The following is a 26,374-nucleotide window of genomic DNA, read 5'->3' on the forward strand; positions in this document are numbered from 1 at the left end:
CCTCAGCGTATCTGGTGCTTGTGCAACAGGCGGTAGAAGGTAGGCCGTGAAACACCCAGTACCTTCGCCGCCACGCTCAGGTTGTCACTGTGGCGGTCGAGCACATCGCACAGGGCCTGCCGCTCGGCCCTGTGCTTGTATTCCTCCAGCGTGCCCAGCGGTTGCTGCTGCCCCTGGGCCTGTAACCCCAGGTCCTGTGCTTCGATCTGCCGCCCTTCAGCCAACACCAGGCCGCGACGCACCCGGTTGGCGAGTTCGCGCACGTTGCCTGGCCAGTCATGCTGCCCCATGGCAGCCAGTGCGTGTTCGCTGAACGAGCGTGGCCGGCGGCCGGTTTCCAGGCTGTAGAAATGGGCAAAGTGGTTGGCCAGCATCGGCAGGTCGCCATGCCGGTCACGCAGGGGGGCCGTCACCACCTGCAGCACGTTCAGCCGGTAGTACAGGTCTTCACGAAAGCGACCCAGCTCAATGGCCTTTTCCAGGTCCACGTGTGTGGCCGCCAGCACCCGCACATCCACCGGGATCGGTTGGCTGCCGCCAACGCGCTCGATGTGTTTTTCCTGCAAAAATCGCAGCAGGTTGGCCTGAAGCTCCAGCGGCAGGTCGCCGATCTCGTCCAGAAACAGCGTGCCACCGTGGGCCGCCTCGATACGCCCCGCCTTGCGCTGGTGGGCGCCGGTGAACGCGCCCTTCTCGTGGCCAAACAGCTCAGACTGGATCAGGTGTTCGGGGATAGCCCCGCAGTTGATCGCAATGAACGGTTGTTCGCTGCGTTGCGACTGACGGTGCAGTGTACGCGCCACCAGTTCCTTGCCCGTGCCGCTTTGGCCGCGGATCAACACGGGTGATTCGGTGGGCGCCAGCTTGCCCAGCAGCTTGCGCAGCTCGCGGATGGGCCGGCTCTCCCCCAGGAGTTCGTCGTTGGGGTCGTCAACCTTGTTGGTGCCCTTGCCCCGCAACCGCGCCATGCCGAATGCCCGCCCCAGCATGACCTGCACCCGCGAGACGTCAAAGGGCAAGGTGTGGAAGTCGAAAAACCATTCGCAGACAAAATCCCCGAATGCCGGCATGCGCAGTTGCTCGGCACTCAGCACCGCAATCCATTCGGTATTGCTGCGCTTTATCATGTCCTTTACGGCATCTGGCTGCTTGAGGTGCGAGGCCTCCAGGCGCAGCAAGCCCACATCGCACGGATAATCCTGGGCGTGGGCGAGTACACAGCTGTCGACATCCCAACCCGCTTCGCGCAGCCCAGGCAGCAGCTGATGGCATGCCTCGCAAGGGTCGACGATGAGCAAGCGGCGTTGCGCGGTGGGTTGCTGCATGACCGATCCTTGGCGCCAGGTTTTGGTTTTTTGAGATAAAACAGCAAGTTGTGGCGCCCGATTAACACTAGCAACTCAATTGACGGTTTCCATGACCGTCCGTCTACTGGCCGCGCTTTTTAGATCGCATGGCGGGAATTTTCTGTTTAAAGCGCCCTCACATGGGCGCAGGTGATCAATTGATTAAACGCCTGTGAACTTTTTTATTGTAAACGTGTGACTTGAACCCCCGACCAGAGCATCAGTACTGATAACCCCGCGCTGCATATCGCGATCCTTGAGGCGACCTGGAAGCAACGCGGACTTCACCTGGATGTTTGCGACCACAGAGAGACCGACTCATGAATGCCCCGCTCCGTGTCAACGAAGCACTGCTGATTGCCGACCACGCCTTCGAACCCTTCCAGTGCGTGGCCTGGGATGCCCCCAATGGTACAGGCGAACTTAGCCTGGCCGTGGTTGACCGCACCAATGCCCGTATCGGCAGCAAACAAGTATCCTCGCGCATCTATTCCGATAAAGCCCAGTGGGCCAGCCTGATCGAGGAAGTGCGCGCCGAACTCAGCGAAAAAGGCTACCGCCTGCAACCTTGGTCAATGCCTCGGTAATACCGGCTGCCTAAACAGGTGCGTGGGCCCACCACGCACTTGCCCCTCTAAAAGTTGCACGTTTTTTATTGCGACTTGATGCCGCACCCTCGCACTTACTTAATGACGTTCATGGCCTGTATATGCTGATACTCGGCATTCAACTGCAAGGCCAATTGCTGCGCGCGCCCCAACCGTACGGCTGTTATTTCCATGTCCACCAACACGGTGCTGCAGGGCAACGGCTGCACGGCTTCCCACTGCTGCAGACGCCCGTCGGTGAACACCAGGCAGCGCACCTGTTCGCTGGGGTGGGCCTTCTGCCGGGCGATCAGCCATCGTCTGGCCTGCTCCAACGCGGGTAGCAACGGTGTGCCGCCACCAGCTCCCAGCGCCTGTAGCCAGGGTTGCAATGCTGCTGAGGCCTTCAGCCCGTGACGTTGCCATTGAGGTGCGTGGCCGCTGGCAGTCAGCAGCGCAAGGCGTGCACGCTGGCGGTAGGCCTGGTCGAAAAGCGTTGCCAGTACCCCTTTCGCCTGGCCCAGTGCCTGGTTTCGGCGGGTTGAGGCAGAGGCGTCCACAATCACCAGCCACAGCTGAGCCGGCTTGCCCCGACGTACCTGCCAGCACACATCATGACGTTTGCGCGGGCGGCCTTTGAGCAACGTCGGCACCCAGGCAACGCGGCCGCTGGCCTGCTCAACGGCGCGGCCGCGGCTGGCGCCAGCCTGCTGCCCTTTACCGGCACCGGCATCCGCCACCCGGGCAGGTGATTGACGGATGCTCAGGGCTTTTTTGCCCAGTTCGGCACCTCGCGCCTTGGCCCAGCCGCCACAGGCTGGGGCGGCAAGGCGCCCCAATCCCCCTGGCCGCCCTTTTCCCCAGGCTGGCTGGCGCCTGCCACCTCAGGCTGCGGTGGCGTTGCGGGGGGGTTGGCCTGGGGGGCGTGGCGGCGGCGATGGCGCAGGGCAAATTCCGCGACCGCCTCGATGTCTACCTGCTCTATGGCCTGGCCACCCCGCCAGGCGCTGTGCGCTCGGGCAGCGCGCAGCCACACCAGGTCGGCACGCAAGCCGTCGACCCCGGCGGCGTAGCAGCGTTCGGTAATCAGCGCCAGGGCGTGGTCGTCAAGCGGGATAGCAGCCAGGGCCTGGCGCGCCGCCTGGCAGCGCTCGCGCAACTGCATCTGAGCCTGCGCCCAGTGGCTGCAAAAAGCCTGCGGATCACTGTCGAATGCCAGGCGCCGACGGATGATCTGCTGGCGTGCCTGGGGCTCCGGCAACCCTTCAAGGGCCACGTTCAGGCCAAAGCGGTCGAGCAACTGCGGCCGCAACTCGCCTTCTTCCGGGTTCATGGTGCCGATCAGCACGAAACGGGCACTGTGGCGGTGAGAGATACCGTCCCGTTCGACACGGTTAGTGCCACTGGCTGCCACATCGAGCAGCAGGTCCACCAGGGTGTCGGGCAGCAGGTTCACTTCATCGACGTACAGCACGCCACCGTCGGCCTGTGCCAGCACGCCCGGCGAGAACTGCGCCTTGCCCTGCCTCAGTGCCGCATCGAGGTCCAGCGTGCCAACCAGGCGCTCTTCACTGGCACCCAACGGCAACGTCACGAATGGCCCTTCACCGAGCAGGTCGGCCAGGCCACGGGCCAGGGTGCTCTTGGCCATGCCACGCGGGCCTTCGATCAATACGCCGCCGATCTTCGGGTCGATGGCAGTTAGGCACAGGGCCAGCTTCAGGTCGTCGGCCCCCACCACGGCCGCCAGGGGAAATTGCACGGGTTCACTCATTTCAAGCCTGTTCCTCGCCATCGAGCAGTTGTTCTTCCAAAGCCTCGCGGTAATCGCCCGGCGCCTGCCACAGCCCACGCTGCTGGGCCTCGAGCAAACGTTCGGTGAGGTCGCGCAGGGCTTCGGGGTTGTGCTCGCGCATGAAATCGCGGGTTGCCGGGTCCAGCACATAGGCGTCAGCCAGCGATTGATAATGGTGGTCGTCGATCAGGTGCGTGGTGGCGTCGAACGCGAACAGGTTGTCCACGGTAGCTGCCATTTCGAACGCACCCTTGTAGCCGTGGCGCTTTACGCCGTCGATCCACTTCGGGTTCAACGCGCGTGCGCGGATGACCCGGTTGAGTTCTTCCTTGAGCGTGCGAATACGCGGCCGGTCAACCTGGCTGTGGTCACCGTGGTAGCTCGCCACCGGCGCCCCAACCAGGGTTTCGGAGGCCGCCAGCATGCCACCCTGGAACTGGTAGTAATCGTTGGAATCGAGCAGGTCGTGCTCGTGGTTGTCCTGGTTTTGCAGCACCGCCTGCACACGTGCCAGCCGCTGGGCAAACTGCGCCCGGGCTGGCGTGCCTTCGTCGCTGGCGCCATAGGCATACCCGCCGTGGTTCAGGTACACCTCGGCCAGGTCTTCGCGGGTGTGCCACAGCTGCCCGTCAATGGCGTTCTGCACCCCGGCGCCATAAGCACCGGGCTTGGCCCCGAATATACGCCAGCCCGCCTGGCGTGCCGCCTGCTCGGCGCCCACGCCCTGCGCCTGCAAGGTTGCCCGTTCGCTGCGCACGCGGGCTGCCAGCGGGTTGAGGTCGTCGGGTTCGTCCAGCCCGGCCACCGCTTGCACCGCGGCGTCGAACAGGCGGATAAGGTTGCCGAACGCATCCCTGAAAAACCCTGACACGCGCAGAGTGACGTCAACCCGCGGCCTGTCCAGCAGGCTCAGGGGCAGGATTTCGAAATCGTCCACGCGCTGGCTGCCCGTGGCCCACACGGGCCGCACGCCCATCAGTGCCATGGCCTGGGCGATGTCGTCACCGCCCGTGCGCATGGTCGCCGTGCCCCACACCGACAGGCCCAACTGGCGCAGGTGGTCGCCATGCTCCTGCAGGTGCCGCTCAAGGATCAGGTTGGCGGACGCGAAGCCCAGGCGCCAGGCCGTCGTGGTGGGCAGGTTGCGCACGTCCACGGTATAGAAGTTACGGCCCGTTGGTAGCACGTCGAGCCTGCCACGGCTGGGCGCGCCACTGGGCCCGGCCGGCACGAAGCGGCCGGCCAGTGCCGCCAGCAGGCCGTGCACTTCTGCTGCGCCACAGGCGTCCAGGCACGGCGCGACTGATTCGCGCAGGGCCTCGATCACCTGATGCACGGGCTGCCACAGGTCCACATCCGGGTAGGGGACTACGCCTTCCAGCGCTTGCTCGATCATGTGCAACGCCAGTAATTCCAGGCGCTCGCGGGTGTCGCCGCAGGTGCGCCACGGCGCCTCGCACATGCCCTGCAACTGGGCTGGGCGCGCGCCCTGCCAGGGCTCACCCAAGTCGCAGTCGAGCGGGTCGAACCCCGGTACCAGCACCTTGGCCAGGGCCCGTAACAGGCTGGCGTTGCCACCCCGGCCATCTGCGCGCTCCACCCGCAGCAGCGCCAGCAGTGTGTCCAGGCGCAGCCGGCCCTGAGGCGATTGGCCGAAGACATGCAGGCCGTCGCGGATCTGCGACTCCTTGAGGTCGCACAGGTAGGTGTCCAGGCGAGGCAACCAAACGCTCGCATCGTCCAGTTCCCCCTCCAGTTGCAGTTCCCGGTCGATATGGTTGGCCTTGACCAGTTCGAGGATGTCGCGCTGCAACTCCCGCGCCCGGCGAGGGTCCAGCAACTGCGCTTCGTAGAACTCGTCCGCCAGTTGTTCCAGGTGGCGCAGCGGGCCGTAGGTTTCGGCCCGGGTCAGGGGCGGCATCAGGTGGTCGATGATCACCGCGTGGGTGCGGCGCTTGGCCTGGGCGCCCTCGCCCGGGTCATTGACAATGAACGGGTAGACATTCGGCAGCGGGCCGAGCAAGGCATCTGGCCAACAGGTTGCCGACAGCCCGACCCCTTTGCCAGGCAACCACTCGAGGTTGCCGTGTTTGCCAACGTGGATCACCGCATCGGCGGCGTAGACGTGACGCAGCCAGAAGTAGAAAGCCAGGTAACCATGAGGGGGCACCAGGTCTGGGTCGTGGTACACCGCACTGGGGTCCACTTGGTAGCCCCGCGCCGGCTGGATGCCGACGAAGGTCAGGCCAAAGCGCAGGCCGGCCACCATCAACCGGCCGCTGCGGTACATCGGGTCCTGCTCGGGTGGGCCCCAACGCTCCAGCACAGCCTGCCGGTTGGCCTCGGGCAGGCGCTCGAACGCGGCCAGGTAGTCGGCCATGCCGAGGCTCTGCGCGCAGGGCCGCATGTCGAGCTGGTCCAGGTCGTTGGTGACGCCGCCAAGCAGCGCATGAATGAGTTGTGTGCCGCTGCCGGGCAGATCCGCCAGGGGGTAGCCCTCGGCGCGCAGCGCCTGGAGGATAGTAAGCGCGGCAGCGGGCGTGTCCAGGCCTACGCCGTTGCCGATGCGGCCATCGCGGGTCGGGTAGTTGGCCAGTATCAGCGCCACACGCTTCTGGCCGTTGGGCAAACGCGCCAAAGCCACCCAGCGCCTGGCCAGTTCGGCGACAAAGTCCATGCGCTCAGCGTGGGCGCGGTAGCACACCACATCTGACTGGCTGCGCTCGCTGTGCCAGGCCATGTCCTTGAAACTGACCGGGCGGGTAATGATGCGCCCGTCCAGTTCAGGCAAGGCAATATGCATGGCCAGGTCGCGTGCCCCCAGCCCCTGCTCGCTGGCTTCCCAGCCTGGCTGGTTATCCTGCGCGCAAATCGCCTGCAGCACCGCTACGTCGCGCCGCAGTGGCCGAAGGTTTGGCCGCTCCGGGCTGGACAACGCGAACCCGGTGGTATTGAGCACCACCTCAGCGCCCACTTCATCCAGCCATGCCTCCACCTGCTCGAGGCAGGCGGGCTCTTTCAGGCTGGCAACGGCGATGGGTAGCGGGTTAAGGCCGGCGGCTTGCAGGCGTTGGCAGAACACGTCAATGAACGCGGTATTCGCCGCCTGCAAGTGAGAGCGGTAGAACAGCAACGGCGCGACCGGGTGCTCAGGGTGCCAGTGCGGGTACCAGTCCTCCAGCGCGGCGCTGCCCTTGGCCGGGTGATACACCGTGGTGCGTGCCAGGGGCTGTGGCTCATCCCAGGCATACTCGCGGCCCAGCCATTGGCTGGCCAGGCAGTGGAACAGGTTGAGGGCATTGGCCTTGCCGCCCTGGCGCAAGTAGTGCCAGAGGCGCTCGGCCTGCTCGCCCTGCACCGTGCCAAGGCCGGTCAGCTCGGGGTCGGGGCGATCATCGCCGGGCACCAGGATCAACTGCACGCCGCGGGCGGCCAGGCCAACCAGTTGCTCCACACCATATCGCCAGTAGCCGACACCGCCGTGCAGCGACACCAGGATCACCTTGGCGTGCTGCAGCACCTGGTCGACATACAGGTCAACCGACGCATGGTTCTGCACCTGCATGGGGTTGGCCAGGCGCAGCGTGGGGAAATCGTCAGGCAGTTGCTCGGCACTGTCGGCGAGCAACGCCAGGTGCGAATCGCCGCTGCAGAGAATCACCAGCTCGGCAGGTGTCTGGCCAAGGTCGGCAATGCTGTCGTCCGGCACGAAGCCGCCGGGCTGGGTCCGCAGCAAGTGCATGGGTCAGGCGCCCAGGGCCTGGCGCAAGCGGGCTTCCAGCTGGGCTGCATCCAGTTCCTGGCCAATCAGCACCATGCGCGTGACCCGCGGCTCATCAGCGCGCCACGCACGGTCAAAGTGCTTGTCGAAACGGGTACCCACCCCCTGCACCAGCAGGCGCATCGGCTTGCCAGGTACGGCGGCGAAGCCTTTGACACGCAGGATGCCGAACTCCACCACCAGTTGAGTCAGGGCCCCCAGCAGCAAGGCTTCATCGGCTTCAGGCAAGTCGATGGAAATGGAGTCGAAGGCATCGTGGTCATGGTCGTCATGGTCATCGCCGTCGTGGTGGCTGTCATGGTGCGTGCGGCGGCCGTCGATGTGCAATTCGGACTCCGCGCCCATGCCCAGCAGTACCTCCAGCGGCAGCTTGCCGCTGTTGGCCTCGACGACCTTCACTGCCGCTGGCAGCTCTTCGGCGACTTCGGCGCGGACCTTGGCCAGGCCCTCGGCATCGATCAGGTCGGCCTTGTTCAGGACCACCAGGTCGGCGCTGGCCAACTGGTCGGCGAACAGCTCGTGCAGTGGCGATTCGTGGTCCAGGTTAGGGTCGAGCTTGCGCTGGGCGTCAACCTGCTCCGGGTAGGCGGCGAAGGTGCCGGCAGCCACTGCCGGGCTGTCGACCACGGTAATGACGGCATCGACGGTGCAGGCGTTGCGGATTTCTGGCCATTGGAAGGCCTGGACCAACGGTTTGGGCAAGGCCAGGCCGCTGGTTTCGATCAGGATGTGGTCCAGGTCGCCGCGCCGCGCCACCAGTTCGCGCATCACCGGGAAGAACTCTTCCTGAACGGTACAGCACAGGCAACCGTTGGCCAGTTCGTAAACCCGGCCGGTGGCCTCTTCTTCGGTGCAACCGATGCTGCACTGCTTGAGAATGTCGCCGTCGATGCCCAGCTCGCCGAACTCATTGACGATGACCGCAATGCGGCGGCCTTGGGCGTTGTCGAGCATGTGCCGCAGCAACGTGGTCTTGCCCGACCCGAGGAAGCCGGTGACGATGGTGACAGGTAGCTTGGCCAGTGTTTTCATGTCGCGTTGCCCTTGGCAGAGTGGCGCGGGCATGCAGGACGACAGCCCGCGGCCATGCTGGCCGGGCGTGTTCGCCACCGGATCACCCCGCCCGGTTTAAAGTCGAAAACGTGTCGAGGCAGGTCTCCTGGCTTGCACCGTTCCAGCGCTCTGCAATGCGAACAGGCTGGGGGGATGACGCCTTCCCGCGCAGTGGCGCAGTGGCTGTGTCGATCCGTAAGGTGCTTACAGTTGCGGGGGCAGCCGCGGCTTGAACCGCGTTCCCGTCTTAGCTTCGGTCTGGCCGAAGAACCTCGAACCGGCAAGGCTACGCAGTGGCTGGCAGGTGGTCAACCACTGCCAGCCGTTGCTGGCGTGTCGATGCACTTTACCCTCTGCCGATTCTCCGCTAGGGTGGCCTTTCCCCTGCCACGAGGTGTTCGTCCAATGCGCCATTGATGCCGCCGTCTGTCCGACGGCCAGCCTTCAGCCTCCGGTTCGCTCCGGAGATGTCGCGGCATTCGTGGAGTTGCTCATGACCGACCCATCCATCCTGACGCTCGACAGCGTCACCCTGGCCTTGCCCGATGGCAGGCTGTTGTTCGACAACCTCAACGCCACTTTCGACCGCAGCCGCACCGGCCTGGTCGGGCGCAATGGCGTGGGCAAGAGCCTGCTTGCCCAGGTCATGGCCGGCCAGCGCGCGCCCAGCAGCGGTACCTGCCAGCGCCAGGGCCACGTGCATCTGCTGGGCCAGCAGGTAATCGAGCACAGTGCCACTGTTGCCGACCTGGCCCAGGTCGGCCCGGTGATCGCAGCCCTTCAACGCATCGAACAAGGCAGCGTAGATGCCGCAGACTTCGACACCGTGGGCGAGCGCTGGGGCGTCCGCGAGCAGTTGCAGGCACTGCTGCAACGCCATGGCCTGGGCCAGCTCGACTGGCGCACGCCTGCGCGCTGCCTGAGTGGTGGCCAGGCCATGCGCGTGGCGCTGATCGGGGCCTGGCTGAGTGACGCGGACTACCTGATACTCGACGAGCCCAGCAACCACCTCGACGGCCCTGCGCGCGCCGAGCTGCTGTGCATGATCAAGGCCTGGGACCGCGGCATGCTGGTCATCAGCCACGACCGCACATTGCTGGGGCACATGGCGCGTATCCTTGAGCTGTCCAGCCTGGGCCTGCGGGCGTACGGCGGGGATTACAACCACTACCTCGCGCAGAAAAGTGCCGAGGCAACCCACGCCGAGCAGCATCTGGCGCACCTTAAACGGCAACAACTTCGCCAGGCCCGTGACCGCCAGCAGCAGCGCGAAAACCTTGAGAAGGCCCAGGCCCGGGCGGGGCGCACCGCCAAGGTTGCCAACCAGGCCAAGATCATTGTCGACCGCCGCCAGCAGGTGAGCCAGGCCACACTTGGCAAACAGCGCCGCCAGCACCTGAGTGCCGAGCAGGCGATGCAGGCTGAAATCCGCACAGCAGCGGGTGATATCGAACAGTGCAGCGCCATCCACGTACACGCCCCTGCCCCACAGCGGCATGCCGGCCGGCAGGTGCTGGCGCTGCAAGACCTGCGCTTGCCCCACGGTACCCAGCAGCCTGTCACAGTGCGCATGCAGGTTGGCCAGCGGTTCGGCCTGGTGGGGGCCAACGGCAGCGGCAAGTCCACACTGCTGCGCATGATCGACGGGCAACTGCCCTCACCAGAGGGCAGCCTGGTGCTCACTGGCGAAGCCGCCCTGCTCGACCAGCATTGCACCCTGCTGAACGGCACCGACAGCGCGCTGCTACACCTGCAACGGGCCAACCCGGCACTCGACCAGGGCGAGCTGCGCAGCCGGCTGGCGCAACTGGGCCTGGACGCCACCCGCGTGGGCCTGCCCAGCAGCCTGCTCAGCGGAGGTGAACGCATGAAGGCCGCACTGGCGGCGATCCTTTATCGCCAGCAACCCTTGGACCTGTTGTTGCTGGACGAGCCCGGCAACCACCTGGACCTGCCGTCGCTCGAGGCCGTGCAGGCGATGCTCGGGCAGTATCGCGGGGCCCTGATCATCGCTTCGCACGATGCCATCTTGCTTGAGCAACTGGCCCTGGATGAGTACCTGAAACTGTAGAGGCGGCCGACAACGCGGCATTTTCCGACTGGCCGTTCCCGATCCGCTGCGGATGTATTATGGTGGCGAGGTGCGCATATAACAGCAGCCCGAGCGATCGGGCACTAGCAAGACAACGAGGGTGTCATGAGCAACGAAAGCATTAACTGGGACAAGCTCGGCTTCGACTACATCAAGACCGACAAACGCTACCTGTCTGTCTGGCGCAATGGCGAGTGGGACAAAGGCACCCTGACCGACGACAACGTGCTGCACATCAGTGAAGGCTCCACCGCCCTGCACTACGGCCAGCAGTGCTTCGAAGGCCTCAAGGCCTACCGCTGCAAGGACGGCTCCATCAACCTGTTCCGCCCGGATCAGAACGCCGCCCGCATGCAGCGCAGCTGCGCGCGCCTGCTGATGCCCCATGTACCCACCGAGGTGTTCATCGAGGCCTGTAAGCAGGTGGTCAAGGCCAATGAAAAGTTCGTGCCGCCCCACGGCAAAGGTGCACTTTACCTGCGCCCGTTCGTGATTGGCACCGGTGACAACATTGGTGTGCGCACTGCACCGGAATTCATCTTCTCGGTGTTCGCCATCCCGGTGGGCTCGTACTTCAAAGGTGGCATGAAGCCGCACAACTTCCAGATTTCCAGCTTCGACCGTGCGGCCCCCCAAGGCACCGGCGCAGCCAAGGTCGGCGGCAACTACGCGGCCAGCCTGCAACCTGGCGCGGAAGCCAAAAAGGCAAACTTCGCCGATGCCATCTACCTCGACCCGCTGACCCACAGCAAAATCGAGGAAGTGGGTTCAGCCAACTTCTTCGGCATTACCGACAACAACGAATTCGTCACCCCGAAATCGGCCTCGGTACTGCCTGGCATTACCCGCCTTTCGCTGATGGAACTGGCGCAATCGCGCCTGGGCCTGACAGTGGTAGAAGGCGATGTGGAGATCAGCAACCTGGACCGTTTCGTCGAAGCCGGCGCCTGCGGTACCGCTGCGGTGATCACGCCCATCGGCGGCATCGAGTACAACGGCAAGCTGCATGTGTTCCACGACCTGGAGAAGGTCGGCCCGGTTACCCAGAAGCTCTACAACGAGCTGACCGGCATCCAGAGCGGTGACGTGGAAGCCCCTGCAGGCTGGATCGTCAAAGTCGCCTGATCCGCGGCTGCGCAGCCTGCAAGGGCTGCGCAGCCTTACCGGTTCACAACGGTTTTCATGCACGCCCCGTGCAGGTATCCTTGGCCGCTCAAACGCAAGCCTCCCAGGACGAAGACCATGACCAGGCCCCTTCTGTTGCTAGGCGCTGCATTGCTGTTCAGCCCGGCGCTAATGGCCCAGCAGATGAAACGTGAACTGGGCGACTTCAACTTCACGCTCGGTACCACCCCTTCGCGCAGCATGGCCCAAGGGCTGATCTCCCCCAGCGCCACCGGCGCCTTTCATGGCGGGCTGGACCTCAGCCATGCCAATGGCTGGTACCTCGGCCAGTATGCCCCCAGCATGGGCGTAGCGCCCGGCTCCACCCTGCGCCTGGACAGCTACATCGGCTACAAACACCACTTCGACAGCACCTTGGGCTACGAAGTGGGCCTCATCCATTACAGCCAACCCAACATCGCCGGCGCCGACAGCCACGCCTTGTATGGCGGCATTTCGGTTCTGGGCAGCCGTTTCGGCGGGGCGCTGCGCGACAACCCCAGCAACCGTACCGGCACCCTGTTCGCTGATTTCGGCCAGATCCCGCTGCTGAACGCCGACTTGACCGTAAAGCTGGCCCACCATCAGTTGGGAACACCCTTCACCATTGGTGACGGTAGCCAGGTGAGCGCGTTTTCCGACTGGTCCCTGGAGCTCTCCCGCCCCTGGCTTGGCATCGATCTCAACCTGATCTACAGCAATTCCAACCTCAACGGCGGCGGTTGTGATGCCTATGCCGGCATCAATACCTACTGCGAAAGCGTGGTCACGCTCAAGGCGCAGCGCAGTTTCTTCTAGCGGCGCGGGCGCAGGGCCAGGGCGATGCCGCCGAGCACGACCGCGCAAGCCAGCGCCAAGCGCAGGGACAACGGCTCGCCGACCAGAAATACCCCGCCCAATGCCGCGATAACCGGCACGCTGAGTTGCAAGGTGGCGGCCTGCTGGGCACTGATCCGCCGTACCACGCTGTACCACACCGTATAGCCCGCCCCCGACGCAATGGCGCCAGAAGCGAGCCCGTAGCCAAAACCCGCCAGCGACAATTGCAGGCCACTGCCCATCCACAGCATCGGGGCCAGCAGCACCAGGCATGCCAAGCTGCGCACGAAGTTGCCTGCGGTGTCAGCCAATGGCCGTGGTGAGCCTTTGCCCAGCAAGGTGTAGATGCCCCAGGCCCCCCCTGCAAGCGCCATCAACAAGGCACTGGACAACCCCGGCGCCGCCGCACCAGGCAACAACAATACCAGCAGCCCCGCGAAGGCCAATGCCATACCGGTCAGCACCCGCAGCGTTATTCGCTCACCCCTGTACCAGGCAAAGCCGAACATGGTGATTTGCACGGCGCCAAACAGCAGCAGCGCGCCAGCGCCGGCACTGAGCTGCACATAGGCAGCAGAGAACAGAAAGGCGTATAGGAACAGCGCGAGCGCCCCACGCCAGCTGCCACCCAGGCTCAGGGCGGGCTTGCGCGGACGGGTCAGCAGCAACAGAAACAAGGCACCGCCGACCAGGCGGATGACGGTGAAGCTCACGGGGTCGGCTGCCCCGCCCTTCAACGCGAGGCGGCAAAGCACGGAATTGGCGGCAAATGCCACCAGGCTGAACAGTGCTGGCCCGAGCCAGGCTACGATCTGGCCGCCCGGGCGCGTGGTAGTGCCTGAACCCATGGTGTGGCCACCTCTGAGAACGGTTTGCGGTCATGCCAGCGGCAGCTGGCTTCTGCAGAGGGGTATACCGCAGAGTATGACGGTGCCGCTACCTACCTTGGGAGGAGGCTGGCGCTACTGCCACCGCATCGATCTCAATCAGCATGCCATCCAGGGCAAGCCGCGGCACGGGGATCAACGTGCAGGTTGGCTTCATGGCCGTACCCCACGCCCGGTCCGCTTCTGCCACCCACTCAGCCAGGCGCTCCTGGCAGTGGTCGACGATCAGCAAGGTCAGCTTGCACACCTGCCCCAAGCCGGCGCCACCGGATGCGAGTGCCAGTTCCAGATTGGCCAGCGCCTGCCGCGCCTGGTCCTGGAAATTGGCTGACAATACCCCCTCCGCGCTTTCGCCCCCTTGGCCTGCAATGAACAGCAAGCGGCTGCCCGCAGGCACTTGCGCAACATGGGAGTAGCCATTGCCAGTTGGGTCGTAGAGGCCTTGGGGATTGCTCAGAACAACGGTAGCTGGGTGAGTCACGGTGCGCCCTCGGTCATTTGATGTGAGCCGGGAGTATCAGACCTCAAGCTCGCTTAAGGTCAAGCCTGATCGTGCCCAAACGAAAGCGCCCGTGCTAGGGCACTTTGCCTTGGCACGGGCGTCAATCACAGCGTTCAGTGTTTGAACAGGAGCGCGCTACCAGATGCTGACTACTTCTCCTCAAGCACCGAACGCCCCTTGACGGCGCGTGGCCCGCGTACCGCCCAGGCCAGAAGGCCCAGCACAGGCAACCACACTACAACGATCACCCAGAGCATCTTGCGCTCTGCGCGTCGGTCGCTGCCGATGATGTGCCAGATGGCCCACGTCTCCAGCAGGACCACGAAGATTGCGACGAAGAACCACATTGTTCCGATTTCCATGAGCATCCTCCCAATGGCACTTACTGTATTGGTGCACGCCGAGGGCTCAGGGTTCCGTTCATTGTGGGGCCGGGGCCTGCTCAAGTGCCGAGCGCAATGCTTGCGCGTCGGCGAAGCTGCGTTGGCTGACCCATGTGCCGCGGTCCAGTTGCAACCACTGCACCTGCCCTGCCTCACCCTGGTATCGGCTGGCTACCTGCCCCTCTCGGTCAAGCAGTACACGGTAAGTGTAATCGCGCATTGCGGGGACGGCGAACAGCTTGCTGATCAGGGCTGGCATGCGCTGGATATCCGCCACGAAGACTGCGTGCCGGGCCTCCAGATACCCCTTGGGCAGCTCAGCCATGGCGGCCTTGACCAGCTTGGCGCCGTCCATGTCACGCGCCACCAGCAGGATGCGGGTGTCAGCATCCAGGGTGTACGGGCGGTCATATTGGTCCAGCAAGGTCCAGGGTGCCAGCTTGCTGCCCGGCTCGGCAGCCTGCGCCCACAGCGGTAACAGACAAAACAGAAGGGCAACGGCGTATTTCATGAGGGCGTCCTCAGTGGCGGGGACGCCAGCATAACCACAATGCGTGCCGCCAGACAGCGTGCCTGTACGCGACCTGCACATAGACACGCCCACCCAGGCGATTGTCTTTCGCCGGGGCACCGGCCACACTCAGCGGGCCAGCCAGCAAGCGGAGTCCAGAGTGGCCACAGCACGTCAGTTCAGCAAGAAGACCAGTACCAGCAACATGCTGAGGCTGAAGTCTGCCAGCGCCAGCGCGCTGACACCCTACCGAGTTGATTTCGTCCTGCTCGAACACTTCTCCATGGCCAGCTTCACCGTGGCCATGGACGTGCTGGTCACGGCCAACTTGCTGCGCGCTGACAGCTTCCAGTTCACCCCGCTGTCCCTCGACGGTGACCGGGTGCTCAGTGACCTGGGGCTGGAACTGGTGGCCACCGAACTGTCGCCCCAGGCACTCAAACACCTCGACCTGCTGGTGATCTGCGGCGGCCTGCGCACACCCCTGAAATACCCGGAGCTGGACCGCCTGCTGGACGACTGCGCCAGCCAGGGCATGGCCCTTGGCGGCCTGTGGAACGGCGCCTGGTTTCTCGGCCGCGCCGGGGTGCTGGACGATTATGGTTGCAGTATCCACCCCGAACAACGCGCCAGCCTGTCGGAACGCAGCCCGCAGACGCGTATCACCCCGGCCAGCTTCACGCTCGACCGCGACCGCCTCAGCGCCGCCAGCCCCAATGGGGCCATGGAACTGATGCTGGGCCTGGTGCGCAGGCTGTACGGTGACGGCCTCGCCGAGGGTGTAGAGGAGATCCTGTCGTTCTCCGGCGCACGCTACAGGCAGGTTGGCCCAGGCGCAAAAAAATCGATGAGCCTCCACCTGCGCACTATTGTCGAGCTGATGGAAAACAACCTGGAGGAAACCCTCAGCCTCGACCAGCTGGCGGCCTACAGCGGCCGCTCGCGGCGGCAGATCGACCGGCTGTTCCAGGCGCAGCTGGGGACGTCACCCCGGCGGTACTACATGGAGCTGCGCATCACCAAGAGCCGCCGGCTATTGCAGTATTCCGACCTCTCGGTGATGGAGGTGGCCGTGGCCTGTGGCTTTGTGTCGGTGTCCCACTTCAGCAAATGCTACGCAGCGTATTTTGGCTACCCGCCCTCACGTGAACAGCGGCTGGGGGACTGAGCCCCCCATTGCACAGGTGGGCCGGCTCAGGCGCGGATGTACCCCAACACTGCGTCGCAGATCATCGCCTTGTGGCGCTGCTTGATGTCGTCGTCCAGCAGGTCGATCTGGAAGATTTCACCGAAGGTATGCCGGTTGGACACCCGGTAGAAGCAGAACGCGCTCATCAGCATGTGCAGGTCGATCACCTGAATGCCTGCGCGGAACACGCCTTCCTGCACGCCCCGCTGCAAGGTATTGCCCAGCGCCTGCAGCACCAGGCTACTCATTTCGCGAATGACCGGTGACTGCTTGACGTATTCACCGTAATGGATGTTTTCGGTGCAGATGATCCGCACGAAGTCGACATTGCGGTCATGGTGATCGAAGGTGAACTCCACCAGCCGGCGGATGGCCTGCTCGGCCGGCAACGATTCCAGGTCCAGGCTTTGCTCGGTCTTGCGAATGTCGCCATACAGCTTGACCAGGCACTCGCAATACAGCTGCTCCTTGCTGCCGAAGTAGTAGTAGATCATGCGCTTGGAGGTTGCGGTGCGCTCGGCAATGGCATCCACCCGTGCCCCAGCCAGGCCCTGCTGGACAAACTCGATGATGGCGGCCTGCAGGATGTCCTCACGGGTTTTTTCGGGGTTGTTCTTGCGCGTGCGGCGCCCCCGTTCTTGTTCGTGCGGGCCGGGGCTGACTACGGAATCACTCATACCACTCACAGGCTCTTTATTGGAATGTGCGCGGATTATCCGTGAGCCGGGCGGTGCAGGGAAGCGTGGCGTTGGTCGCAGGGCTGCCGCCTGCCATCACTGGGTGGCGGCCTGGGTGGGCTCGGCGGGCGGTGCCAGGTGCAGTACGCGGTTGCGCCCACCTTCGGCGAGCAGGTAACCCCCTTTGCCGTCGGCCACGATCGACTGCGGCGCCTTGAGGAACGACAGCACGGTCTGCTGCGTGCCATCGGGGCGGATGCGCAGCAGCCGGGCCCGATGGGTGTTGTCTTCGCTGATCCATAGGCCGCGCTGGTCGCAGTACAGGAAGGTGGGGTTGCTAAGGCCCTCGACCACGACCGGGTCTTTGCCGTCCTTTGACAATGCCCTCACCCGGCCATCGGCCTTTTGGGTGTACAACAGGCGACCGTCGCACCGAGTAAGCCCCTCGGCTTCGGTCAAACCCGAGCGCAGCACATCGACGTGCCCGTTACGCCAGTCATAGCGCATCAGGCGGCCATCGCCCTTGCGGTCCTCAACGGCGTACAGGTGGTCACCCTCATTCCACAGGCCCTGTACGGCGATGCCGTCGAACAACGGCGTTACCTGGCCGTTACGGGCCAGGCTGACCGGCGCAAGCCCTCCTTCCTGGCTGAACACCCAGCCACCTCTCGCGGCGACCATACCGTCCGGTTTGGACAATTTATCGATGAGCACTTTGCGCTCGCCGTCGGCGGTGATCCGCAAGATGCTGCCGCGGCCGTCATCCAGTTCACGGCTGACCAGCAGGCTGCCGTCGGCCTGCGGCAACAACGATGCCGCCTTGGCAACATCCGTGTGCAGCACGTCTACATCCCAGCCAGGTGCGGCTTGTACGGGGTAGAAACTTTGCCAGGCAAAAAAGCCGAGGGTGGCGATCACCAGGCCAGAGGTGGCGGCAAAAGCCAGGCGGGTGCTGCGCTTGCGCAGGGTCAGCGGCATACAGGGGCTCCATTATTCTGCGCGTGATGCTACCAACCAGATGTGAAAAAAATGTCGAGCGCAGGACGATCATTACAAAACAAAAGGATATATAAATAACAAAATGATATAGCCATAAGAAATATATAAATTGAAAGTTTGTGATTGGCTGCTTAGGTTTGACGGCATTCATTACCCCTCGCCCCAGGAGACCTGCCATGCCCAATCGCGTTTTTTCACCCCTGCGCCGCCTATTGGTGGGCGGTCTGCTGGCAGGCCTTGCCGGCGCCCTGCTCCCCACCTCGTCAGCGGTGGCCGATGAGGCCAAAACCCTGCGTATCGGTTATCAGAAGTTCAACAGCATCAACATCCTCAAAGGCAGTGGCGCACTGGAAAAAGCCCTGGCACCCCAAGGCGTGACAGTGAGCTGGCATGAGTTCGCCGCCGGCCCACAGTTGCTCGAAGCCCTTAGCACAGGCGCCATCGACCTCGGCCATGCAGCGGATGCCCCCTCGGTATTCGCCCAGGCTGCCGGCAAGCCGGTGGTCTACCTGGCTGCCGAGCAGCCTTACCCACGTGGCATCGGCCTGGTGGTGCGCGAACAGGACCAGCTGACCGCCGTGCAGGACCTCAAGGGCAAGCGCGTTGCCACCGGCCGCGGCTGGAACGCCCAATACCTGCTGGCTGTCGCCTTGGAGCAGGCCGGCCTGAACTACCAGGACATCACACCCGCCTATGTCAACAACGCCGCCGATGCTGTGGCGGCGCTGCAATCAGGTAGCGTACAGGCGGCGACACTGTGGGACCCGTTCCTGGCTGCCGCCGAAAGCCAGCCCGGCCTGAAAAACCTGCGTGATGGCACCGGCCTGTCCAACAACCGCACCTTCTACCTCTCCACTGCCCCATTTGCCGACCAGAACCGCGCCTTGCTCAAAACGTTCTTCGCGGAGCTGGCCAAGGTCAGCCAGTGGGCCAATACCAAGCCGGCCGACGTCGCGGCCTTGCTGGCGCCACAACTGGGTATCAGCGCAAGCGTGCTGGAGGTGGCCAGCGAACGGCGCAACTACAATGCCGTGCCCATCACCCCACAGATCGTTGCCGAACAGCAGAAGCTGGCGGATACCTTCCAGGGGCTTGGCCTGATCCCGCGCAAGTTGCAGGTGGCCGATGCGGTCTACCCCACTTCCGTACTGCCTTGAACCGGAGTCTGCCTGCCATGCCCCGCCCTATCCGCTTCAATGCGTTCAGCATGAATGCCGCCAGCCATCAATCCCCCGGCCTATGGCGCCACCCACGCAATACCAGCGTTGCCTTCAACCAACTGGGCTACTGGACCGACCTGGCCCGGCTGCTGGAAAAGGGCTTGTTCGATGCGCTGTTCATTGCCGACGTGCTGGGTATCTACGATGTCTACCAAGGCAGCGCGGATGCGGCGTTGCGCGGTGGCGTGCAAGTGCCGGTGAATGACCCGTTACTGCTGGTGCCTGCCATGGCCGGCGTTACCGAGCACCTGGGCTTTGGCGTGACCTTTTCCCTCACTTATGAACACCCCTACCCGTTCGCACGGCGCATGTCCACGCTCGATCACCTGAGCAATGGGCGCGTGGGGTGGAACATCGTGACCGGCTACCTGGACAGCGCCGCCCGCAACCTGGGGCTGCCCAGGCAACTGGGGCACGATGAACGCTATGACCTGGCTGAAGAGTACCTTGAGGTGCTGTACAAGCTGTGGGAAAAAAGTTGGGAGGATGATGCCGTGGTGCTGGACCGTGAAAGCGGCCGATATATCGACCCCTCGCGCGTGCACTCCATCGAACATGCTGGGGAGCACTTCCAGGTGCCGGGCATGCACCTGTGCCAGCCATCGCCACAGCGTACACCGGTTCTGTTCCAGGCCGGCGCGTCGGCGCGCGGTCAGCAATTTGCAGCGCGGCATGCCGAATGCGTGTTCATCAGCGGGCCGACGCCGACGGTGCTGCGCCGCTACGCCGAAGGCGTGCGCCAGGCCGGTGCGGCGGTGGGTCGTGGCCGTGATCAGGTGCTGATCTACGCCCAGGCGCTGCTGATCGTTGCGCCCACCCACGACGAGGCCCAAGCCCGTTTCGATGAATACCGCCGGTACGTGGACCTGGATGCTGCGCTGGCGCTGCTGTCCGGGTGGACGGGCATCGATTTCGCAGGCCTGGACCCTGACGCGCCCATAGAATATGTGGAAAACGACGCCGGCCGTGCGGCGCTGGCGGCCTTCACGGCGGCCGACCCCGAGCGCCGCTGGACGGTTGCGGAAGCGGCACGGTTCATTGGCCTGGGTGGGCGCGGCCCGGTACTGCTCGGCACGCCGGCAGAGGTGGCCGACCAGCTGGAGCACTGGATGGACCAGACCGGTATCGATGGTTTCAACCTGACCTATGCCGTGCAGCCAGACGACCTCACCCACGTTGTAGAGCTGCTGGTGCCGGAGTTGCAGCGGCGCGGCCGCTACCCGCTGCAGTATGCCGACGGTACGTTGCGCAACAAGCTGTTTGGCAACGGTGACCGGCTGCCCAGCCAGCACGCGGGGCAGCATGTCAGTATTCAGCCAGCAAATACCGGGTATTCCAACATTTAATTTGTGGATGCGCCCGGCTCGCCCCTATTCTGTCGCCACGTCCCCTGCGCCGCACCGGCCGGTGCGGTTCACGGCATGGGGATAGAACAACAAGTCGAGATCATCCATGTCGAAACACACCTACTTTGCCCCCCACGGTGGGCACCCGGCTCAAACCGAGCTGCTGACTGACCGTGCCATGTTCACCGAAGCCTATGCTGTAATCCCCAAAGGCGTGATGCGTGACATCGTCACCAGCCACCTGCCGTTCTGGGACAAGATGCGCATGTGGGTCATCGCCAGGCCTTTGACCGGTTTTGCCGAAACTTTCTCCCAGTACATCGTCGAAGTCGCACCGGAAGGCGGCAGCGAGCGGCCTGAACTGGACGCCAACGCAGAAGCCGTGGTGTTCATCGTCGAAGGTGAACTGGACATCACCGTGGAAGGCAAGCACCACACCCTGGTGCCGGGCGGGTATGCATTCCTGGCCCCGGGTGCTGAGTGGAGCCTGCGCAACAACAGCAAGGCCAATGTCACATTCCACTGGCTGCGCAAGCACTACCAGAAGGTGGAAGGCCTGGACGTACCTGAATCGTTCGTGACCCACCGTGACAACGCCACCGTCATCGAAATGCCCGGCACCGAAGGCCGCTGGATCACCACGCGCTTTGTGGACATGGCCGACATGCGCCATGACATGCACGTGAACATCGTTACCTTCCAGCCAGGCGGCGTGATCCCGTTCGCCGAAACCCATGTGATGGAACATGGCCTGTACGTGCTGGAGGGCAAGGCGGTTTACCGCCTGAACCAGGACTGGGTCGAGGTGGAAGCTGGCGACTTCATGTGGCTGCGCGCCTTCTGCCCGCAAGCCTGCTATGCCGGTGGCCCAGGTAACTTCAGCTACCTGCTGTACAAGGACGTGAACCGCCACGCCCACCTGACGCTGAACCCCAAGCGCTGAGGCATCGGGGCCGCTTGCCGGCCCCGACTGCGCGAGAAGCGCCCGTTTGGCGGCGGGGTTACTGAACGACCCCGCACGCCATCCGCGCACCACCGCCACCCAGCTTCTCAGGGTGGTCACTGTGGTTGTCGCCGCCGGCATGCACCATCAAGGCATGGCCTTTGAAGTCCTCTGCCTTCAGGCGCGGCGCCAGTACCGGGTAGGTCGCCTTGCCATCTGCACCTACATAAAGGGCAGGCAAGTCACCGCGGTGGCCGCTGTCATCGTACGGGCCTTTGTGTGCGTTGGTCTTGTCTGGGTCCCAGTGCCCACCGGCAGCCCCCGCCGGTACGGTCTTGCCGGCGTCTTCAGACGGCGCGCAGGATGCATTTTGATGCAGGTGGAAGCCATGCACGCCAGGCGGAAGGTCTTTCAGATCAGGCGTGAGCAAGGTGCCATACTTGTTCTGCTCGATGCTGATGGTGCCGATCGACTTGCCTGGGCCGTCGGGGCCAGCGAGCTTCAGCTCCACCGTCTGCGCGGCCTGGGCAAGGCCGGTAGTGGCCAGCAATGCGGCGAATACAGCTGCTTTCATAGGGGTTCTCCTTGGCTGAAAAGGGCGGGCGTCGTACCCACGTAAAGCATGGGACTACGCCCCATGCCAGTCATTCCATCCTGCCACAGCCTGAAACACTTGTTAGAGGCTGCCGCCTGCCAGCAACCGCTGCAGCACACTGGCCAATGCCTTGACCATGGCGTCCGCTGCCGGCCGGTGGACGATGACGATTTCATAGCTGTCTATCTCTGGCAGCCCTTGCCCGGCGCCGAGAATCTGGTGGTCAGCCGTGGCCGCCCGGGGTGGCAGCAGGCTGATGCCCATGCCATCGGCCACCGCTGCCTGGATACCACTGAGGCTTGAGCTGGTGAAGCTGATGCGCCAGCGCCTGCCAGTGCTCTCGATGGCATTGATCATGTCCTCGCGGTACAGGCCGCGTGGCGGGAACGTCACCAGTGGCACCGGGTCCAGCTCGAAAGCAGGTTGCCGTGCGCTGTCTATCCACTGCAGGCGTTCTGGCCAGGAGGCGATGCCTTCACGGGTGCCCCGCCGCTGCTTGAGCAGCATCAGGTCCAGTTCGCCGTTGTCGTAGGCCTGGCTCAGGTCGCGGCACAAGCCGCTGGTCACCTCCAGCTTCACCTGCGGGTGCTGGCGGCTGAAGGCCGACAAGGCGTTGGTGGTGCGCCCGCCGACAAAGTCCTCGGGCACGCCCAAGCGCACCGTGGTGCCGACCAGGGCGCCGGCCAGGGCTTCGAGCATCTGGTCATTCAGGGCCAACATGTGCCGGGCATAGCCCAGCAGCGTCTGCCCGGCGTCAGTGGGCAGCACGTCGCGGTTGCCACGCACCAGCAAGCGGTGCCCGACCATATCCTCCAGGCGCCGCACCTTCTGGCTGATGGTCGACTGGGTGGAGTGCAGCCGTGTGGCCGCCGTGGTGAAACTGCCGCAGTCGGCCACCACCACGATGGCCCGCAGCAGGTCGAGGTCGAACAAGGCTGTATTCGATTTGGCGCCGGCGGTCATGGTGATATTCATTTCCCAAATGCAGAGGCTGCGTTCTAGCACGCTCGCCCAAAGCCTGCAAAGCACTCAGTCACCGACCGCCACCCCCTCGCGCCGCGGGTCCGCACCGCCCACCCAGCCTGCTGCGCTGCGCTGGATGATCTGCAACCCGCTGGTCATCGCCATGGGCGTCACGTCGTGCCCCCAGGCCGCCAGTTGCCGTATCAGCGCCGGGCTGGTCAGGCCGGCCTCCACTTCGGTGCCCGCATTACGGCTGCCGAAGTTGGGCAGGCCGGCAGCCTGTTGCGGGTTCAGCTTCCAGTCCAGCAGGCCGATCAGGGCCTTGCTCACATAGCCGATGATCTGCGAACCGCCAGGTGAGCCAAGGCTTGCCACCCATTCGCCGCTGCCGCGCGCGAACACCAGCGTCGGCGCCATGGCTGACAATGGCCGCTTGCCGGGTTGCACACGGTTGGCCACTGGCCTGCCCTGCTCCTGGGCGATGAATGAAAAGTCGGTCAGGTGATTGTTCAGCAAGAACCCTTTGACCATCAGGTGTGAACCGAACGCCGCCTCAATCGATGTCGTCATGGCCAAGGCCTGACCACGGTCATCGACAGCGCTGACGTGTGAAGTGGAGATGCGCAGCGGTGAACGGTCAGGCGTCAGGGCCAGGGTGGCGCCCTGAGGCTGCCCCGGGCGGGCCCGCTTCATGCTGTACTCCCCCACCAGCGCCGCACGGTGGCTGAGGTAGGCAGGGTCGGTCATGGCCTTCACCGGTACTGGTACATAATCGCTATCGGCGAGGTATTGCGCGCGGTCGGCGTAGGCCAGGCGCTCAGCTTCGGCGATCAAGTGCACCGCACGGGGCGCTGCCTCCAACCGGGCAGCGGACGGCACAGGCTGCGGTGGCAGGCGGGCCAGGTCATTGGCTGACGATGTTTTTTGCAGCGCGTCGAGGATGCCCAACGTCTGCAGCACCGCTACCCCACCTGAAGACGGCGGTGGCATGCCGCAGATACGCCACGCCTTGTAGGGGCCACACACCGGCTCGCGCTGCTTGGCCTGGTAGTGCTGCAGGTCCTGCAGTGTCAGGTAGCCCGCATTGGTGTGTGCCTGCACGGTTGTGACGATGGCTTGGGCAATGTCGCCCTGGTAGAACGCACCGGCCCCTTGCTCGGCGATCTGCTCCAAGGTGTGCGCCAGCTCAGGGTTGCGTAGCAGGGTCCCGACCGCCAGCGGCCGCCCATGCTCATCGAGGAAGTAGCGGGCCATGGCCGGTGAGCGGGCAATATAGGGGTCGCCGGCCAACAGCGTGTGCAGCCGTTCCGATACCGGGAAACCGTCGCGGGCCAAGGTGATGGCTGGCGCGAACAGCGCGCGCCAAGGCAGCTTGCCATGCTGGGCATGGGCCAGTTCCAAGGCCCGCAGCACACCCGGCACGCCGACGGCACGGCCACCGATCTGCGCCTGGCGGAACGGCATGGGCGTGCCATCAGGGCCGAGGAACAGCGTCTCGCTCACCGCTGCCGGCGCTGTTTCGCGCCCGTCGAATGCCTGCACCTGGTGGCCATCCCAGTACAGGATGAACGCGCCACCGCCAATGCCACTGGATTGAGGCTCGACCAGTGTCAGCACCATTTGCATGGCAATTGCAGCATCGATGGCGCTGCCACCTGCACGCAGTATTGCCCGCCCTGCCTCGCTGGCAAGCGGGTTGGCAGCCGCCGCCATGTGCTTGCTCGCGGTGACCGGTTGCAGGCCGCCGCGGTAGCCGGAGCTGAGTTCCGGTGGTGCAGGCAGCACCTGATCGGCGTACGTTGATGCAGACGCCAGGAGCAGACACAGCGTGCCGATCAACGGGGTTCCAGGTTTCATGTAGTCGCCTCCTGCGCGGGGCCTCAAGCCAGCCAAGCCCCCTGTGGCAAAAGCGCAGAGGATACAGTCCTCACGCAGTTCGAACAAAACCGCCGCTATCACAACCCTGCCAAGGACAGACCCTTCGCTTGCACTTGACGTAAACGTCAACCTGCCTTCAGGATTACCCCGTACCCCATCCAGAGTCACCGCATGAGCATCCAGACCTACAGCATCTCCGACCTGTCCCGCGAGCTGGATATCACCACCCGCGCCATCCGCTTTTATGAGGAACAGGGCCTGCTGCGCCCGGAGCGACGGGGCCTTGAACGCATCTATTCGGCACGTGACAAGGTCAGCCTCAAGCTCATCCTGCGCGGCAAGCGCATCGGGTTTTCCCTCGCCGAATGCCGTGAACTGATCGAGCTGTACGACCCCTCGGGCGGTAACCTCAAGCAGCTCACCAGCATGCTGGCCAAAATCGCCGAACGCCGCGCGCAGCTGGAGCAGCAGATGCTCGATATCCATCAAATGCAGCTTGAGCTGGACACCGCCCAGGAGCGCTGCGAACAAGCGCTGGCCACCACGCTCGATAACAACGCCAGCCATTGACCCACAGGAACCTCGACATGCCATTGCCCCAATATGCCCGACTGGTTGAAGTAGGCCCCCGTGACGGGCTGCAGAACGAAGCGCAGCCCATTAGCGTTGCAGACAAGGTCAGGCTGGTGGACGACCTCACCGCTGCGGGCCTGAGCTACATCGAAGTGGGCAGCTTCGTGTCGCCAAAATGGGTACCCCAGATGGCAGGCTCGGCCGAGGTGTTTGCCGCGATCGGCCAACGTGCGGGTGTTACCTATGCGGCCCTGGCACCTAACCTGCGCGGGTTCGAAGATGCGGTTGCTGCGGGTGTCAGGGAAGTGGCGGTGTTCGCTGCCGCCTCCGAAGCGTTTTCGCAGCGCAACATCAACTGCTCCATCAGTGACAGCCTGAAACGCTTCGAGCCGATCATGGAGGCTGCCCGGGCCCAGGGCATCAGGGTGCGTGGTTATGTTTCATGTGTGCTTGGCTGCCCCTATGAGGGGAAGGTCCTGGCCGAGCAGGTAGCGCCCGTTGCCAAAGCGTTGTACGACATGGGCTGTTACGAGGTTTCGCTGGGCGACACCATTGGCACCGGCACCGCAGGCGATACCCGGCGGCTGTTCGAGGTGGTGTCGGCGCAAGTGCCCCGCGAGCAGCTGGCCGGGCATTTCCACGACACCTATGGCCAGGCCCTGGCCAATGTCTATGCCAGCCTGCTGGAAGGTATCAGCGTATTCGACAGCTCGGTAGCGGGCTTGGGTGGCTGCCCCTATGCCAAGGGCGCGACCGGCAATGTGGCCACAGAAGATGTGGTCTACCTGCTGCAGGGTTTGGGTATCGACACCGGCATCGATCTGGGCCGCCTGGTTGCAGCGGGTGAGCGCATCAGTGCCATCCTTGGCCGGCAGAATGGCTCGCGGGTGGCAAGCGCCCGCCGTGCGCAGTGATTCATCAAGGTGTCACGCAGGTGTGCGTCGAGTGTTACCGGCCTGTGCAGGTGAAGTGAAAAAGCGGGTATCAGGGAAACATCTGGACAGCATTTAGTGCTGCAAGCTCAGACCTAAATTTTTCAAATAACTGATTTATAAGGCTTTTTAAAAGTTG

24 protein-coding genes and 1 riboswitch are annotated in these 26,374 nt (G+C 64.1%); of the genes, 10 read left to right on the forward strand and 14 right to left on the reverse strand.

The window, feature by feature from the left end; translation table 11 throughout:
- Positions 1-2: 2 nt before the first annotated feature.
- On the reverse strand, positions 3-1,325 hold the full coding sequence (locus IAE38_RS04575) for a sigma-54 dependent transcriptional regulator (RefSeq protein WP_201216211.1): 1,323 nt from the start codon (positions 1,323-1,325) through the stop codon (positions 3-5).
- Positions 1,326-1,666: 341 nt separating this feature from the next.
- On the opposite strand from IAE38_RS04575, the gene IAE38_RS04580 reads away from it, so the two are divergent.
- Positions 1,667-1,933 carry a hypothetical protein gene (locus tag IAE38_RS04580; RefSeq protein WP_060481078.1) on the forward strand — a complete coding sequence of 89 codons (267 nt, stop codon included), beginning with the start codon at positions 1,667-1,669 and terminating at the stop codon, positions 1,931-1,933.
- A 95-nt stretch (positions 1,934-2,028) separates the two neighbouring features.
- On the opposite strand, the gene IAE38_RS04585 is transcribed toward IAE38_RS04580, so the two are convergent.
- From IAE38_RS04585 to cobW, 4 genes are all read right to left on the reverse strand, one after another.
- On the reverse strand, positions 2,029-2,586 hold the full coding sequence (locus IAE38_RS04585; RefSeq protein WP_328822888.1) for a vWA domain-containing protein: 558 nt from the start codon (positions 2,584-2,586) through the stop codon (positions 2,029-2,031).
- Between the two features lie 110 nt (positions 2,587-2,696).
- Positions 2,697-3,707: an ATP-binding protein gene (locus tag IAE38_RS04590; protein WP_201216214.1), complete on the reverse strand. Its 1,011-nt coding sequence runs from the start codon at positions 3,705-3,707 to the stop codon at positions 2,697-2,699.
- A 1-nt stretch (position 3,708) separates the two neighbouring features.
- Complete coding sequence (gene cobN / locus IAE38_RS04595) at positions 3,709-7,470, reverse strand: cobaltochelatase subunit CobN (protein WP_201216216.1); 3,762 nt, start codon at positions 7,468-7,470, stop codon at positions 3,709-3,711.
- A gap of 3 nt (positions 7,471-7,473) precedes the next feature.
- Positions 7,474-8,541, reverse strand: a complete 1,068-nt coding sequence (gene cobW / locus IAE38_RS04600) for a cobalamin biosynthesis protein CobW (protein WP_201216217.1) — start codon at positions 8,539-8,541, stop codon at positions 7,474-7,476.
- Between the two features lie 100 nt (positions 8,542-8,641).
- Positions 8,642-8,852, reverse strand: a riboswitch (cobalamin riboswitch).
- 203 nt (positions 8,853-9,055) lie between these two features.
- Here cobW and IAE38_RS04605 point away from each other — a divergent pair.
- From IAE38_RS04605 to IAE38_RS04615, 3 genes are all read left to right on the forward strand, one after another.
- Positions 9,056-10,633, forward strand: coding sequence for an ATP-binding cassette domain-containing protein (locus tag IAE38_RS04605; protein ID WP_201216219.1), 1,578 nt, complete (start codon positions 9,056-9,058; stop codon positions 10,631-10,633).
- A gap of 126 nt (positions 10,634-10,759) precedes the next feature.
- A complete protein-coding gene (locus IAE38_RS04610; protein ID WP_201161634.1) occupies positions 10,760-11,779 on the forward strand; it encodes a branched-chain amino acid aminotransferase in 1,020 nt (339 codons plus the stop codon).
- A 117-nt stretch (positions 11,780-11,896) separates the two neighbouring features.
- Complete coding sequence (locus IAE38_RS04615) at positions 11,897-12,616, forward strand: TorF family putative porin (RefSeq protein WP_028633870.1); 720 nt, start codon at positions 11,897-11,899, stop codon at positions 12,614-12,616.
- Here the strand turns inward: IAE38_RS04615 and IAE38_RS04620 are convergent.
- From IAE38_RS04620 to IAE38_RS04635, 4 genes are all read right to left on the reverse strand, one after another.
- The gene (locus IAE38_RS04620; protein ID WP_201216222.1) at positions 12,613-13,485 is read right to left on the reverse strand and encodes a DMT family transporter; all 873 of its coding nucleotides are present in this window, start codon (positions 13,483-13,485) and stop codon (positions 12,613-12,615) included. The two genes, IAE38_RS04615 and IAE38_RS04620, sit on opposite strands and share 4 nt — an antisense overlap.
- Positions 13,486-13,573: 88 nt before the next feature.
- Positions 13,574-14,005 carry a RidA family protein gene (locus IAE38_RS04625; protein WP_201216224.1) on the reverse strand — a complete coding sequence of 144 codons (432 nt, stop codon included), beginning with the start codon at positions 14,003-14,005 and terminating at the stop codon, positions 13,574-13,576.
- Positions 14,006-14,175: 170 nt separating this feature from the next.
- Positions 14,176-14,388 carry a PLD nuclease N-terminal domain-containing protein gene (locus IAE38_RS04630; protein ID WP_028633867.1) on the reverse strand — a complete coding sequence of 71 codons (213 nt, stop codon included), beginning with the start codon at positions 14,386-14,388 and terminating at the stop codon, positions 14,176-14,178.
- Positions 14,389-14,446: 58 nt separating this feature from the next.
- The gene (locus IAE38_RS04635; RefSeq protein WP_201216226.1) at positions 14,447-14,920 is read right to left on the reverse strand and encodes an FAD/FMN-containing dehydrogenase; all 474 of its coding nucleotides are present in this window, start codon (positions 14,918-14,920) and stop codon (positions 14,447-14,449) included.
- A 160-nt stretch (positions 14,921-15,080) separates the two neighbouring features.
- Here IAE38_RS04635 and IAE38_RS04640 point away from each other — a divergent pair, with 160 nt between their 5' ends.
- Positions 15,081-16,088, forward strand: coding sequence for a GlxA family transcriptional regulator (locus tag IAE38_RS04640; RefSeq protein ID WP_201161630.1), 1,008 nt, complete (start codon positions 15,081-15,083; stop codon positions 16,086-16,088).
- Positions 16,089-16,114: 26 nt separating this feature from the next.
- On the opposite strand, the gene IAE38_RS04645 is transcribed toward IAE38_RS04640, so the two are convergent.
- Positions 16,115-16,786, reverse strand: coding sequence for a TetR/AcrR family transcriptional regulator (locus IAE38_RS04645; RefSeq protein ID WP_060481085.1), 672 nt, complete (start codon positions 16,784-16,786; stop codon positions 16,115-16,117).
- Positions 16,787-16,882: 96 nt separating this feature from the next.
- Complete coding sequence (locus IAE38_RS04650) at positions 16,883-17,764, reverse strand: hypothetical protein (protein ID WP_201216228.1); 882 nt, start codon at positions 17,762-17,764, stop codon at positions 16,883-16,885.
- 197 nt (positions 17,765-17,961) lie between these two features.
- Here IAE38_RS04650 and IAE38_RS04655 point away from each other — a divergent pair, with 197 nt between their 5' ends.
- The 3 genes from IAE38_RS04655 to IAE38_RS04665 all read left to right on the forward strand — a co-directional run bounded on the left by IAE38_RS04655 (position 17,962) and on the right by IAE38_RS04665 (position 21,294).
- Complete coding sequence (locus IAE38_RS04655) at positions 17,962-18,942, forward strand: aliphatic sulfonate ABC transporter substrate-binding protein (protein WP_201216231.1); 981 nt, start codon at positions 17,962-17,964, stop codon at positions 18,940-18,942.
- 17 nt (positions 18,943-18,959) lie between these two features.
- Positions 18,960-20,351, forward strand: coding sequence for an LLM class flavin-dependent oxidoreductase (locus IAE38_RS04660; RefSeq protein ID WP_201216233.1), 1,392 nt, complete (start codon positions 18,960-18,962; stop codon positions 20,349-20,351).
- A 106-nt stretch (positions 20,352-20,457) separates the two neighbouring features.
- Positions 20,458-21,294, forward strand: coding sequence for a bifunctional allantoicase/(S)-ureidoglycine aminohydrolase (locus tag IAE38_RS04665; RefSeq protein WP_201216235.1), 837 nt, complete (start codon positions 20,458-20,460; stop codon positions 21,292-21,294).
- 58 nt (positions 21,295-21,352) lie between these two features.
- On the opposite strand, the gene sodC is transcribed toward IAE38_RS04665, so the two are convergent.
- From sodC to ggt, 3 genes are all read right to left on the reverse strand, one after another.
- Positions 21,353-21,868, reverse strand: coding sequence for a superoxide dismutase family protein (gene sodC, locus IAE38_RS04670; RefSeq protein ID WP_060481090.1), 516 nt, complete (start codon positions 21,866-21,868; stop codon positions 21,353-21,355).
- A gap of 102 nt (positions 21,869-21,970) precedes the next feature.
- Positions 21,971-22,852 carry a LysR substrate-binding domain-containing protein gene (locus IAE38_RS04675; RefSeq protein ID WP_201216285.1) on the reverse strand — a complete coding sequence of 294 codons (882 nt, stop codon included), beginning with the start codon at positions 22,850-22,852 and terminating at the stop codon, positions 21,971-21,973.
- 66 nt (positions 22,853-22,918) lie between these two features.
- Positions 22,919-24,709, reverse strand: a complete 1,791-nt coding sequence (gene ggt, locus IAE38_RS04680; protein ID WP_201216237.1) for a gamma-glutamyltransferase — start codon at positions 24,707-24,709, stop codon at positions 22,919-22,921.
- 192 nt (positions 24,710-24,901) lie between these two features.
- Between ggt and IAE38_RS04685 the strand changes: the two genes are divergently transcribed.
- Both IAE38_RS04685 and IAE38_RS04690 read left to right on the forward strand, forming a co-directional pair.
- On the forward strand, positions 24,902-25,300 hold the full coding sequence (locus IAE38_RS04685) for a MerR family transcriptional regulator (RefSeq protein ID WP_201216239.1): 399 nt from the start codon (positions 24,902-24,904) through the stop codon (positions 25,298-25,300).
- A gap of 17 nt (positions 25,301-25,317) precedes the next feature.
- Entirely contained in the window at positions 25,318-26,217 is a 900-nt protein-coding gene (locus IAE38_RS04690; RefSeq protein ID WP_201216241.1) for a hydroxymethylglutaryl-CoA lyase, read from the forward strand.
- Positions 26,218-26,374: the final 157 nt, after the last annotated feature.

It is taken from the genome of Pseudomonas sp. S32, assembly GCF_016648095.1.
GTDB lineage: Bacteria > Pseudomonadota > Gammaproteobacteria > Pseudomonadales > Pseudomonadaceae > Aquipseudomonas > Aquipseudomonas parafulva.